This is a genomic window from Anaerobiospirillum succiniciproducens DSM 6400, from assembly GCF_000482845.1.
GTDB lineage: Bacteria > Pseudomonadota > Gammaproteobacteria > Enterobacterales > Succinivibrionaceae > Anaerobiospirillum > Anaerobiospirillum succiniciproducens.
Window position 1 is genome coordinate 10,367 of the sequence record NZ_AXWV01000021.1, and the last position, 13,729, is coordinate 24,095.

At 43.9% G+C, this 13,729-nt stretch carries 8 protein-coding genes and 1 tRNA gene; 6 read left to right on the forward strand and 3 right to left on the reverse strand.

The genetic code is table 11. The annotated features are described in order from the left end of the window. Positions 1-1,036: 1,036 nt before the first annotated feature. The 6 genes from mltG (at position 1,037) to H524_RS0103390 (ending at position 7,364) form a co-directional block, all read left to right on the forward strand. Positions 1,037-2,326: an endolytic transglycosylase MltG gene (gene mltG, locus H524_RS16320; RefSeq protein ID WP_027939205.1), complete on the forward strand. Its 1,290-nt coding sequence runs from the start codon at positions 1,037-1,039 to the stop codon at positions 2,324-2,326. Positions 2,327-2,635: 309 nt separating this feature from the next. Then, positions 2,636-3,307: a dTMP kinase gene (gene tmk, locus H524_RS0103370; RefSeq protein ID WP_027939206.1), complete on the forward strand. Its 672-nt coding sequence runs from the start codon at positions 2,636-2,638 to the stop codon at positions 3,305-3,307. Between the two features lie 64 nt (positions 3,308-3,371). Then, on the forward strand, positions 3,372-4,529 hold the full coding sequence (locus H524_RS16325; RefSeq protein ID WP_027939207.1) for a DNA polymerase III delta subunit-related protein: 1,158 nt from the start codon (positions 3,372-3,374) through the stop codon (positions 4,527-4,529). Positions 4,530-4,757: 228 nt separating this feature from the next. Continuing rightward, complete coding sequence (gene lptF, locus H524_RS0103380) at positions 4,758-5,918, forward strand: LPS export ABC transporter permease LptF (protein ID WP_027939208.1); 1,161 nt, start codon at positions 4,758-4,760, stop codon at positions 5,916-5,918. 2 nt (positions 5,919-5,920) lie between these two features. Next, a complete protein-coding gene (gene lptG, locus H524_RS0103385; RefSeq protein ID WP_027939209.1) occupies positions 5,921-6,991 on the forward strand; it encodes an LPS export ABC transporter permease LptG in 1,071 nt (356 codons plus the stop codon). 286 nt (positions 6,992-7,277) lie between these two features. After that, positions 7,278-7,364 (forward strand) — tRNA-Leu (locus tag H524_RS0103390). Between the two features lie 483 nt (positions 7,365-7,847). On the opposite strand, the gene H524_RS0103395 is transcribed toward H524_RS0103390, so the two are convergent. The 3 genes from H524_RS0103395 to glnD all read right to left on the reverse strand — a co-directional run bounded on the left by H524_RS0103395 (position 7,848) and on the right by glnD (position 13,713). Then, positions 7,848-8,318 carry a hypothetical protein gene (locus H524_RS0103395; RefSeq protein ID WP_027939210.1) on the reverse strand — a complete coding sequence of 157 codons (471 nt, stop codon included), beginning with the start codon at positions 8,316-8,318 and terminating at the stop codon, positions 7,848-7,850. Positions 8,319-9,583: 1,265 nt separating this feature from the next. Next, positions 9,584-10,420 (reverse strand): 2,3,4,5-tetrahydropyridine-2,6-dicarboxylate N-succinyltransferase, encoded by an 837-nt coding sequence (gene dapD, locus H524_RS0103400; RefSeq protein ID WP_027939211.1) that lies wholly within the window; start codon positions 10,418-10,420, stop codon positions 9,584-9,586. A 644-nt stretch (positions 10,421-11,064) separates the two neighbouring features. Further along, entirely contained in the window at positions 11,065-13,713 is a 2,649-nt protein-coding gene (gene glnD / locus H524_RS14080) for a [protein-PII] uridylyltransferase (protein WP_169726123.1), read from the reverse strand. Positions 13,714-13,729: the final 16 nt, after the last annotated feature.

Below are 13,729 nucleotides of genomic sequence, written 5' to 3' on the forward strand. Positions count from 1 at the left end.
ACTGTGAGCGAGCCTTCATACTCCAGCAGTTCGACACTTTTTCGTTCTATCTGACTGCAGGCCATGCCCAATGATGTGAGGTTAATTAACTAACATCCTTGGGCATGGCTTGGCCCGTAAGCGAGCGTGAATATCAGAGCCACCAAGCATAAGCATTAAACTAAAGGCCTTATCAAATCACTAACATGGGTAATGTTACGTCACACAAGGTGAGTGTGAGTTTGAAAGAGCATGGTGCTCAAGGGCCCTTGGTAGGGTCTAATGCTTTGCTGCTACTCAAAATGCGGCTGATTGTATGCCTAGAGCCAAACACAAAAAATATGGTCTAGGATTTTACCCTAAAAGTGCTTTCGTGCGGCGTTTTTGTGCACACAAAGCATGCAAAACATCTTCAAGTGCACTTAAAAGACATTACATCAGAGGCTTATGCACCATGATTTTGCTGCACAAAGGCCTATTAATAGTGTCTATGAATTAGATAAATATCATCTTTATGCAAGAGTAGGAACAGGTAGGATGTGGTTGTTTCGCTTTAATTTTGCAATGCACGGTATTATCTGCTTGCACTTGCTTTGATGGCGCTTGTGCCTTTAGACCATTAGGCCACGCAATGGTAGCTAGTGTGTTCTGCTAGCTATTGAGCCGTAACCCATGTCATGAGATGCAGAGTGTTCCTCTAGCTAATTGAGCGGTAAAGCATGCAATGGGAGCTAGGGTGTTTATGCTAGCTAATTTAGCGTTAGAGCATGCCATGGGAGGCAGGGCGTTTATGCTAGCTAATTTAGCCGTGAAAGAGAGCTAAATATGGTATTAATACGCAAATTTGTGCGCATAAAATTGACAAACAGGCTTAGAGTGGTTAATTTTGCGTTTTTACATCGTTGCATCTATGAGTACAAAGGCTTGCAAAGGAAATGGCTAGTTGCTTATCTGATGCACCGGGCGTTCTCTGAGTATAAAAATATAGTGAGTGTGGCATCTAAGCTTTTATTTTGATGCCTCAACGAACACAACAGTGACCGTAATGGTGGATTGAATGGATCAAAGAGAGCAGCGTGAGGCTATGCTTAAAGCACGCGAACAGGCCGTGCAAGAGTACAGAAGACTCAAAGCAAGAGAGCGCAATCAAAGCCCTCACATCCCTCAAGGAAAGAAACAAGGAATGGGCATTCTTAGTAAGTTTCTAATTGTCTTTGTAATGCTCATTGCAGCAGCTGCTGGTGCTGCTTATTGGGCCTATGATCAGGTTACTAAGGTTAACTCCTATCAAGTTGCTGCTATGGCTGAGCCGTATGTGCTCAAAGAGGGAGCTACTTTAAACTCTGTAGTGCGTGAGCTTGCTGGTAAAGATTTTAATCCATATATCCTGAACGCTTGGGTCAAGATTAATCGCTTTAGCTATCCAGTAATACAGCGCGGTGAGTACGCCGTTGATGGTGTTAAAACTCTGCCACAGTTACTTGCTGATATGCGCGATGGCAATGTCATCAAGGTACAGCTGCCAACTCTGTCTATGATTGAGGGCATGAATCTGTCCATGATTAAGCGCCGTCTTCAAGCACGTGAGGATGTTGCTCAAGATCCTGAGTTAGATCTGATCCTTAACAAGCCATCTGAGTTTATCAAAGTAATCTTAGTTAGAAGCGCATCTGATGAAACCTTGCTGCAGGCAATAGGCGGCACTCATGACTCTCTAGAGGGTCTTTTGATGCCTGCAACTTATGAGTATGAGCCAGGCAAGACTACCTCAGTGCAATTAGTGGCTAAGTCATTAGTTAAGATGGCTGAGTACATGCGTGATCGCTATATCGAGCGCAATATGGAGATCGATAGCATTGCTCCTACTCCATACCATGTACTTATTTTAGCTTCATTAGTCGAAAGAGAGAGCTCCATTGAAAGCGAGCTGCCGTTAATCGCAGGTGTTTTTGTCAACCGTCTTAAAAAAGGTATTCGTCTGCAAACTGATCCAGCGGTTATGTATGGCGTAAGTCCTGACTTTAGAGGCCCATTGCGCTTATCTCAATTGCGCAAGGATACTCCTTATAACACTTACACTCGCGCGGGTCTTCCTCCAACCCCAATTGCTATGCCTTCAGCAGCATCAATTGAGGCGGTCTTAAATCCAGCTAATACCAATGCTCTGTACTTTGTGGCACGTGGTCCTGATCCAAAGGAAGGCCATATCTTCTCTGCCACCTTACAAGAGCACAATCGTGCTGTGGCGCAGTATCGTAAAGCTGTCAAAAACTACAAGGAAAAGGCAGCTCAGGCTGAGGCAGATGCACAAGCTGCAGCTGAACTTGGCAATGGTGCTACACAATAGTAACTAAAGTAAGCATTGATTGTTAAATGAGCAGCCTAGCTATACGCTAGGCTGTTTTGTATTTGTCAAATTACATAGAGTAATGAGCATGGAATCCTTGCATCTATAGCTCTTATCAATGCCTTTTCTCTTTAGCCTCTCCACTGTTTTGGCAATTTCAGTTGCTATAAGTTAACAATTAGATTGCACTTAGCTGTAATGTTGTCTCACAACAAGGTAAAATGTGTGATTTTGTGGGTGTTATGAGTTAAATGAGCTTGGCGTTTTTTAACTCATACAGACTTTAAGGCAACATTTTAGGTAGTTGTAATGAGTTCGTCTGGTTTGGATAACAAGGTACAGCGCGGTCTGTTTATTACATTAGAAGGCGGCGAGGGGTCAGGTAAGACCACACAAATAGCAACGGTCAAAGAGTACTTCCAAGCTGCTGGCTATGATGTAGTGTGTACTAGAGAGCCTGGTGGCACTAAGATAGCTGAACGTATTCGCTCCATCCTTTTGACTAAAGAGCACGAAGAAGATCTCTGCTCTATCTCAGAACTGCTCTTAATGTATGCCTCCCGTGCACAGCTGGTTAACACCTTGATTAAACCAATGCTCGAGCAAGGCAAGATTGTTATCTCTGATCGCTTTGACTTATCAACTGTTGCCTATCAGGGCGCTGGTCGTGGCTTTGATTTAGAGACTATCTCTAAGCTTAGAGAGATTGCCATTGGCAACTTCAAGCCTGATTTAACTTTACTTTTAGATGTTGATGTTAAGTTAGGCATGGAGCGCGTATTACGCCGTTCTGCTCGCGATCGCTTTGAGCAAGAGGCCGAAGAGTTCTTTACTCGCATTCGTCAGGGCTTTAGAGATTATGCTGCTAAGCATACAGATGAGGTTTACCTTATCGACGGCTCATCTGATGAGGCGAGTGTAGCTAATGCCGTACGCGCTGCTTTAGATAAGAAGTTTGCCCATCTTGTAAAAGCAAAGTAGGCAAAAAACAAACACCACTTTCATAGACATTTGATTTCGTTGACTCAATAGATGAGGATAGTACATGCTTCTTGAATGGCTAGAACCATACTACAGGCAGTTTGTCTCTTCAGTTCGCGCTGGACGTATGCCATCCTCAGTGATTATTGCTGGTCACGAGGGCCTTGGCGGCAAACTTTTAGCTCTTGAAATGGCTAAATACGTCTTGTGCCATCATCCATCTGAGCATGGCCCATGTAATAGCTGTCCATCGTGCTCTAACTTTGCACGTCTTACTAATATGGACTGTAAGGTGGCATACACCTCAAGCACTGATGAAGAATCAAGTGGCTATGACTTTACGCATGATCTGTCTGGCTTGATTGTAAGACCTGAGATCAAACAAGCCCGTACCATGCGCATTGACACCATGCGTAAAATCACAGGCTTTTTAAATGAGTCTGCAGTTGGTGGTTCTCATTACAAGGTAGTAATTATTGCTGGTGCTGAGCTGATGAGCGAAGGTGCTGCTAACGCTATCTTGAAGACCTTTGAAGAGCCAAGTAAGAATAGCCTCATCATCATGCTGACTAAGTCACTTGAGGTCTTATTGCCAACCATTCTCTCTCGTGCTTCTAAGATGATGATTAAGGATGTTCCTGTTGAGCAGGCTTTTGCCTACCTCATGAATCCATCTAATCAAGTGCCTCCAATCATCCGCCGTGTTGATGGAGATGAGGCTGAGTACAATGCACAATTGCAAGCAGCTAAAGAGCAGTGTGCAGGTTTAAATACCCCAATTACACAGCAGCGTGCGGCAATTGCCTTAGCTTTAAGCGCTAACGCTCCACTTTCGGCAATGAAGATGCTCTTAAGTGGTGATGATCTTAAGGCAACCGAGGTGGTAAACGCCTTAGTGCAATCAGTCACTCGCGGGGATGCTTATGAAGTTGAGGTTATGAGTGCACTTAAGGCACTAAGTAATCAACAGCAAGTGTCACTCTTGCGCACTTTGATTTTAGAAGTGCTCAAGTACAAGGCATATGTTCCTGTAGAGCAATTGCCATTAGTTAACTACTGTGGCGCAACAGTTTTAGAACGTCTGCAGCTTGATAGGCTCTTTGAGGCTATGGAGCTGTTAAAACACATTGAGGATCGTCCTCCTCTTATCCCAGCTCGAGCTCCAAAGGCTCTCATAAGATCATGGCTTAAGGGCTTTAAATCTGACGCTAATATGCTCTAAAGCTTACGCTAATATGCTTTAAAGCTGACGCTAATATGCTTTAGGCCACCACGTGGTCAATCAAGCAAGGGCCAGGTAATTAAGCAAACTGTTATACAGCCTGCCAAAGTGCTTAAAGTGCAATTAAGCATAGTGGCTTAGGCTATGAGCTAAACAATTTAACAGAGCAAGCAGCGGTGTTAAGCCCTTGCTATGACTCTAAATAAGAATTTTTCTGTGGATTGAACCGTGAATAAGTTAGACAAGTACATCTTCAAGGAGATTTTAAAATCACAGTTGGTGGTTTTATTAGTCCTCGTCGTGGCTTTTGCAGGTCAGACTGCAGTAAAGCTGATGACAGAAGTAGCCGTGGGAGCATTCCCTCCAAGGCTCATTGCTCTGTTCATGTTTTATTCCATGCCACAGTTTTTGACCTATTTGTTCCCGCTGACACTCTATACAGCTGTGATTATTACCTTAGGCCGTATCTGCTCTGACTCAGAAATGGTAGTAATGAAAGCCGTAGGCTATTCATCTAAGCGCATTATGATGGTAGTGCTGTTATTAGGTGTTCTCTCTGCTAGCGCTGTAGGCTATATTTCTCTGACATTATCAGCACAAGCCAGTACTGCAGCTTATGCGCTTGAAAAACAAGCTTTAACTGATCCAGAGTTTTTGCCAATTGAGAGCGGGCGCTTTGTTAACTTTGGTAAATATAACGTCTATGTAGAAGACGTAAATAACAATGGTCGTGATGATAAAGATGTCTCTAACATCTATGTCATTGAGATGGCAGGAGCGGGTGGTCCAACTACTAGTATCACTGCCGCCGACGAGGGCCATATTGCCCTTGATGAAGATGGCGTACGCTGGCTAGAGCTTAAAAATGGTAGACGCTACGAGTATATGCCTGATGGCACTATGCGTAGAGCTCGTTTTGAAGAGTTTAAAGCTCCAGTTTCAGCTAATGTCACTGAAGATGTGAAGATGTATCGTGCGATTACGATGATGAGCACCACTGAGCTTTTAAACAGTGACTCACGCATTGCTAATCTTGAGGCACAGTGGCGTATTTCACCAATCTTAACCACCTTAGTTGTGTGCCTGATTGCTGTACCGCTTTCTATGGTTAACCCAAGACAGGGTCGTTTTGCTCGATTAGCGCCAGCAATCTTAATCTATTTAGCCTACTACTTACTGTTATTGTCGGTACGTAACTTTATTAAGACTGAGAATCTAGGTCTGTATCCTGGCTTATATTTAGTACCGGTACTTTTCATGATATGTGTAGCTCTGCCGCTCAATATGCCAAAGACGTATCTTAAGCATATCCATCAGAGCAAGATTAAAGGATCAGTTTTAGGCATGTCCTTTAAGAAGAGTAGCGATAAAGATGGTGAGGACAAATAAGCATGTTTACCACAATTGATCGTTACATTGGAAAGACAGTGTTGCAGATGATCTTCTTGTGCCTAACGGTGCTGATGCTCTTAACTGCTCTGATTACTTTTATTGATAAGTCACGTTATATTGGTACTGGCGATATCGATTTTGTATTTTTAATGTGGTACGTCGTGCTCTTAATGCCAAACATGCTTGTCATGATGTTCCCAGTATCGGTGCTGTTAGGCACGGTTATTGGCCTTGGCATGCTGGCTAAAAGCTCAGAGCTTGTGATCGTACAAAACATGGGCAAGTCTCGAATTGATATTGTTCATTCAGCTGGCAAGATGGTAATTCCTCTGGTGCTGTTAGTCTGTGGCATGAGTCAGACCGTCATTCCTGAGGCAGAGCAATATGCGCAGAACACTTTTAATAGCGCTCGCTCCGAGGGCCGTTTATCACGTACAGGTTGGGGTACTTGGATTCGTGAGGGTGATAGCTTTGTATTTATCACTCGCGTTATGTCCGATGGCTCGATTCATCAGCTCTCACGCTATGACTTTGAGGGCACTAAGCTTACTCGTTACTCCACAGCTAAAACTGGTATCTACAATGCCTCAGAAGGCACTTGGGATATTTTTGATGTTAAGGTTTTTAACTACGAAGATAAGCGTGTATTAAAGCAACACGATACTATGCAAAAGTGGGCTCTGTACATTAATCCAGAGCGTCTTGAGGTGTTTAATCTAAGACAAGGTGAGCTTAATGTCATTGAGCTTTATGACTACATTAAGTACCTAGATGATAATCATATTGATTCAAGCCGCTATCGCATCTCTATGTACATGCTCTTTTTGATGCCTGTCATAGTCATTGTGATGATGCTTTTAGGAGCCTCAGCAGTATTTGGCCCGTTACGCTCTGTAGCTCTGTCTGCAAGAGCTCTATTAGGCATGGCCTTAGGCTTTTCATATTACATTGCCAATCAGGTGCTACCGACGTTCATTGTTAGCATTGGTATACCGCCTATAATTGGCGTGCTCCTTCCATCCATATTCTTTATTGGACTGGCTTTCTACCTCCTAAATCGCAAGGTCTAAGACAAAAAGCTCCAACTAAGCTTTCAAAAAAACTAAGTAGATAAAAGGTACGTCACTCTAGGCATAGCAAAGCTAAGTCTAGAGAAGGAAAGTCAATTTAGGCTTACAAGCATATGCAAGCTAAGATAAGTTTATGAAGGCTAAGCTATGCTTTAAGTTAATAAGCGCAGCAGAGTATCGTAAAAATACGTGCTTTGCTGCTATGTGTTTAAGCACTAGCGCCCAAGTGAGACAGTTAAAGTGCTTGCAAAGACTCACTAACATCAATATAATTAGCACCCGTGAAGCCAAAGTGGCGGAATTGGTAGACGCAGCGGATTCAAAATCCGCCGCTAGTGATAGTGTATGGGTTCGAGTCCCATCTTTGGCACCACTTCACAAGATTAAGAAGAGCTCCTCAGGAGCTTTTTTTTATGCCTGTATGTTGTATCTAGCAAAACCGCCAAAGCCTCATTTCTTCGCACTCTAACTCAGAGCTCTCAATCAAACAGCAAGCGCTATCCAAGAACTATCACCGCATGTTCAACCAAGGACTCTATCAAAACTTAGCAAGCTGTCTCTACCGCTACTTACATTGTGCTATCGGCAAAGGAGCTGCAAATTTATTGCTATGAATGGTTGCCATAATATGAGAGCAGGGCATGGGCATTTGGGCAGAGCAAAAGCGCATCAGAGCATTGCAAAACTGAGCAAAGCTATGAGAGCGAGTGAACTTTTGTGGGGCTTGGGAAGGTGTTTAGCGTATGGTTCAGTGGAGGGCGCTTGGTGCTTTAGCTAGGTGGCTTGTTGCTTTTGTCGGGGCAAAAACGACGATGCCGCGCAGGGCGCGGCATCTAAAGAGGGTGCTTGGGGCTTTTTACATTGAGCTCATAATGGTGTAGAAAGCCGCCGTAATGCCAACACAGGCAATAGCTACCACAAGTAGCTGCATTACCATACGCTGATAGGCAATACCTAAGAAGAAGAAAGTGAACATCAACAGTGTGCTGAAGATGATCATAGTAGTGTTCTGGAAGAAGTAGATGAGCAAGGTCAGCATGATGAACAGACCGATTACGAAAGTAATCATAGAGCGACGCTGACGTGCCTCTGCCTCTTGTTTAAGCTTTGCCTGACGCTCAGCCTTAAGCTTACGCTGCTCTAATACCTTGTCGGTTGCAGCCTGGAGCTTGTCGCGGCGCTCTTTAAGCTTTTGCTCTTGGATTTCGCGCATTGATGGCAAACGTCCAGTGCCAGTGCTTGGTGCTGCCTTACCAGCATCAGGAGCTGCTGATTTACGAACTGTTGCAGCTGATTTTGCACCTAAGTTGGCTTTGCTAATGGCCATAATGATAATTGCTCCTAGTAGTAATGCAGTAGGAAAGGCTCTTGCCTAGTGCATCTTCGGTCTTTGATCCTTGAAAAGGCTAGCAAAGATTGCTTATTAAAAACTGATGTTTTCTACCTAAATCTGAGGCCGAAGCTAATTAATGGGTCCAAGCATTACTATATGGTTGCTTGATTCTATCGTTTCTCACTGAAGTTAAGTGAGTTTAACGTAGCCTAGTAGGCTTCAAGATACGAAACTGTCATCACCTATGCTTTTTAAGCATCAGGTCGGTAGGTGTTGCACTTTGGTTTAAGTTAGTAAGTTAGAGCATGGCACAAAAGAAGTGCTATATGACTTGTAGATAAAGTCTGGCACTTAAACATTCTCTCTTGATACTTAGTCGTTATCACATACTGCTATGACAAAAGCTCATTGAAAGCAATGTGACCGACTCTCTGCTCTGATTGTATGAAAACCTTATTTAGGCAACAAAGTTTAATACGCACGTGGCGCATAGCGCCTCATATTCTACTCGCAAATAATGCGCATTTGAATACTGTGGCGTATTTTAAACCAGTTGGATCGCTTTTTTAAGGGCTTTATCTTTGACTATACTCAAGTCTTTTGAAGAATCTGAGCTACAGTTTCTTGAATAGAGGGCTTATACATGGCCTCGGTGATGAGAGTAAGTTGTAATATCTAGGATGTAAAGCTGCTTGTCAAAACACAAGTTGAATGACAAGTAAGTTGCTAAACATCCTTTGTATTTGTGAAATGTCCCTAATATGCATCTAAAAGCCTGATTTAATGGCTAAATCCCATGCATTTGCGATTTGTCAAGATAATGATAAACCCATTTTTCACCAAAGACTTACGCAAATTACAACTTAGGTTACTGAGTAGATGCTGCTAACTGTCTCAGATTGTGATGGCATTAATAACAACCAGTTTAAGGCAATTATGATCGAGACTTGAGCAAAATAGGGTCGTTTTGCTGAGTTTGCAGTTCAATAATGGCATTTTGATCTAAAGTTGATCACAAACAAAGATTTGTCGCTAATCCTGATCACTTACGAATCATTAAGCGTACCTATGACAGCTTAGTGAGCTCTGCTTTTCAAAGCGCACGGAATGCAGGGCATGATTTGGAGGTGGTGGCTGTTTGGCGTGGCGGCAGCTATTTGGTTGGGGCTAAAAGCACAGCAGGCTAAGTACAAGTACTTAGCCTGCTGTGGGCACATGAGTTTAGGTTCATGTGCTAGCTTTAGTTAGCGTGTAGCTGATTACTTCTCAGCCTCAGCCTCACGTAATAACTCGTTAAGACCGATCTTAGAGCGGGTCTTCTCGTCTACGCGCTTTACGATAACGGCTGCGTATAAGGAGTACTTGCCATCCTTAGATGGGAGGCTACCGGATACTACAACTGAGTATGGAGGAACCTTACCGTACATGATCTCGCCGGTGGTACGGTCGTAAATACGGGTGGACTGACCAATGAATACACCCATAGAAATTACGGAACCCTCACCGATAACTACGCCTTCAACAACCTCAGAACGAGCGCCGATGAAGCAGTTGTCCTCAATGATGGTAGGACCAGCCTGAACAGGCTCTAAAACGCCACCGATGCCTACGCCACCAGATAAGTGAACGCCCTTACCGATCTGAGCGCATGAACCTACAGTTGCCCAGGTATCAACCATGGTGCCTGAACCTACGCGAGCACCGATGTTTACAAAAGAAGGCATGAGCACAACGTTTGGCTCTAAGAAAGCGCCACGACGAACCACAGCACCAGGAACGGCACGGGTCTGCTCAGCGGCAAAACGCTCAGCGGTGTAACCGTCAAACTTTAAAGGAACCTTATCGTAGTATGCACCACCAGGAATCTGAGTGAGCTCGTTGTCCTGGAGTTTGAAAGATAAGAGCACAGCCTTTTTGATCCACTGATTGGTTACCCACTCTCCATCGATCTTCTCTGCAACGCGTAATGAGCCATCGTCAAGGCCAGCGATTACGTCGTTTACGGCTGCACGTACGTTAGCGTCGCAATTAGCCATAGTAATAGAGGCGCGGTTTTCAAAAGCGTTATCGATAATGGTCTGAAGTTGCTGTGACATCTTCGGTTCCTCAAGAGTTTAATTCGATTTCAGGTCACGCTTGAGCATGATTTCATGGAAGCTAAAACGAAGTGATCAAGGGGGTGCTGCCATATCTTTAGATCATGCCGCATCAAAATAAGAGCTATCTAAGGTAGTTTTGCTGATATTAAATAACAAGCTACTTGATAGTTTTGCTAAAAGTGAGCAAACAGCTTTTAGATAGTTTTTGATGCTGCGATCGAGGCTCAATATTAGCCCAATGCCTACAACAGTCAAGAAAACATGTCCAAAGCGATACATATTTATCAGGAAAAAGCCCTTTTGCTGTTATTTATGGATCAAGTTAGGGCAAAATTGTGCTAAGTGCATTGCAAAGGTGCGTTGTTTGATGAGTGAGTGCAAAAAAACATGAATTTTGCACCTGCATTGTGCAAAACTAGTGTGGTTGGCGTTGGACTGGTCTTATCCCCTAGCTAGCATGACCGCTAGCTAGAAGATCTTGAGGTTTGAAGATGGCTAAGAGGTTTGAGCTTCGTGGCGGTGAAGCTAATAGGGCTGCTGATGCTGCTACGGTTTATGATGCGGCTACAGCTTATGCAACGGCAGTTATTGATACTGCTCTAGTGCTTATGCCGCTACAGCTGCTGCTAGTGCTGCAGCTATTATTTGGATGACTCTTTAGCCTCTTCAAGAGGCTTAGGGTCAAGAACATCGCAAATAGCATTAGCAAGCTTTTCTTTTGTGCGCTCGCTAAGAGGACGACCTTGTCTATCGGTAACAGAGAAGAAGTCGTCGGCTCTCTCGCCTGTGGTGGTAATTCTCGCAGAGCGAACATACAGCTCAAAACGACCAAAGGTAATACCAATTTTTGCTAGCAGACCTGGCTGATCAAGCGTGGTGATCTCAAGGTTAGTAGCCTCATTAGTATGATCTTCAATGTAGTTAACCTGAGTTGGGAGTTTGAAGATCTTGGCATTCTTATTTTGCTGAGCATTAAGCTGATCGATATTAGGCTCTTCACCAATACCATCAAGCAGAGCCTTTCTAATGGAGTGCAAGCGTTCGTTATCAATGCAACCACCTTTTTGTGACAGGAATTTAACTGTGCACAAGGAATGATTGAGCTTGTTGCGAATGAACTGCGCCGCCTGAATATTGAGCTTTTTCTTTGCCAGAATATACGCTAGATAGCCAAAGTTAAAATGCTTAGTCATTTCCTTAGTATGGATAAGTATTTCAGTACCCATACTATCGTGCTGAGCAAAAAGGATCAGCGGTTTATTTTCACCATCGAACTGCAGAATGTTGCGTGTATGCCAAGCAAGTTCAAATGGAGTGTAGTAGATAAAGTAGCTGTGCTTGTAATAAGACCAGTAAGTGCGGATATCTTGCTCGTTCAGATCTCGCATGTACTTAAGCGCTAGCTGTTGGTTTTCGCCAGCATGCAGCTTAATGTCATGTGGCATTTCTAAACCGTGACGTAATGCCTGACGAGTAGAGAAGTACAGCTGCTTGAGTACCTGATCTTTCCATGAGTTCCAGGCACGATCGTTAGTGGCACTGATATCGGTTGCAGTTAAGCAGTACAAGAGATTTAAGTGCTCTTCATCTTGTACGCGCTTAGTGAACTCATTAACTACCTGAGGATCATTGATGTCGCGACGCTGTGCGGTTGCCGACATTAACAGATGGTTATAAACGAGCCATGAGACTAAACGAGTTTGATAGAGGGTATAGCGGTGCAGCTGACAGAAGTACAAGGACTCTCCAGCACCAAGCTGAGCATGGTGACCACCTTGGCCTTTGGCGATGTCGTGCATTAAAGCTGCTACCACTAAGATCTCAGGATTGCTTAGCTGTGCATAGACATGTTTAAACAGAGCATGCGCCGGATCATCTGACTTGTTCATCGCGTCGATGCTCTTAATCACGCGAATAGTGTGCTCATCGACGGTGTACATGTGGAACATGTCAAACTGACAGAGGCCTTCAATCTTTTCCCAAGATGGCATATAGGCAGATAAGACACGATGCTCATGCATCAAAGGAAAAGCGATGACGGCAGCTTGTGGTGTCTGCAAAATCGTTTTAAAGATCGCTCTGCACTCTGGTACTTCAACTAAGTAGTTAGTTAAAGAGCGACGCGCTTTTCTTAACAGACGTAAGCAATTGACGTGTAAGCCTACGACCTCAGGATGTTTATACATGAGGTAGAAGACTTCAATCATCTTGCTCTTGTCATTTTCAAACACATCTTGTGCAGTGACATCAATAAGCGGGCCGCGACGAACAAAGTCGTTGTTTAAAAATTGAGTTTCGTCATCACCTAAATGACCTGTAATACGCAGCACCTCAAGCTGCAAGGTCATAGAGTTGAGCTCTCGAATACGACGCAGCGAACGGTATAGATCGCGCATCATAGTCTCAACTTGCTCATTGCTTGTGCCAGTGTAGTTTAATAACTCGGCTACACTTGGCTGGCAATCAAGGCTTAAACGATTGTCATCTTTAAAGCGTGTGATATGCAGGGCATAACGTACTTGATAGAGAACTTCACGAGACTCAATGAGCTCCTCGTATTCTTCTTTGCTCAGAAAATCGAGGACTAACATATCCTCAGGAGTTTTGGCCTGGAAGTGGAAGTTGGCGATCCATTGCATGACATGGATATCACGAATACCACCTGGATTGTGTTTAATATCCGGCTCTAGAGCATATGAGGTGTCTTTGTAGGCGTGGTGACGATCAAGCTCTTCGGCTACTTTAGCGTGGAAGAAGCGCTTGGTGTTCCAAGTACTGTCGTTCTTAATGGTTGTGAGCAGATCATTGTAGACATGGATATTGCCGCACAGAAAACGTGTCTCAAGCATGTTGGTGCAGATGGTGAGATCAGCATTAACGTTTTGCAGTGTCTGTTCAATAGTACGAACAGAGGAGCCAATATCTAATTTCAGATCCCACAAGTGGGAGATGAAGGATGAGATGTTCTCTTGTATTTCTTCAGTCGGCTGCTCTACAGAAGCAACGAGTAAGTCGATATCGGATCTTAAGAATAATTCGGCACGGCCATAGCCACCCACAGCTATCAATGTGACGTCATGAGCCTTATCAAGCTTAAAGTGCTTAAAGAGCTGCATGAGCATTTGATCGATGTAGAAAGTGCGGTATTCAAGCAAAGAGGCAACAGCAAAGCCTTGCTTGAAGAACGAAACAAGCTGCTCGTCTAAGGCATTAAGATACTCTCTACCTTGTTTGACATCGGTAAAGTCCAGATCGCTTTTGAGCGGCTGTTCTAAAACCAGATTCGCCACGGTTTGTTTGCGCGGC

Excerpts from the sequence above, each read along its gene's own strand:
- tmk (WP_027939206.1), top strand. The coding sequence starts at position 2,636 with ATGAGTTCGTCTGGTTTGGATAACAAGGTACAGCGCGGTCTGTTTATT.
- H524_RS0103395 (WP_027939210.1), bottom strand. The coding sequence starts at position 8,318 with ATGGCCATTAGCAAAGCCAACTTAGGTGCAAAATCAGCTGCAACAGTT.
- dapD (WP_027939211.1), bottom strand. The coding sequence starts at position 10,420 with ATGTCACAGCAACTTCAGACCATTATCGATAACGCTTTTGAAAACCGC.
- mltG (WP_027939205.1), top strand. The coding sequence starts at position 1,037 with ATGGATCAAAGAGAGCAGCGTGAGGCTATGCTTAAAGCACGCGAACAG.
- lptG (WP_027939209.1), top strand. The coding sequence starts at position 5,921 with ATGTTTACCACAATTGATCGTTACATTGGAAAGACAGTGTTGCAGATG.
- H524_RS16325 (WP_027939207.1), top strand. The coding sequence starts at position 3,372 with ATGCTTCTTGAATGGCTAGAACCATACTACAGGCAGTTTGTCTCTTCA.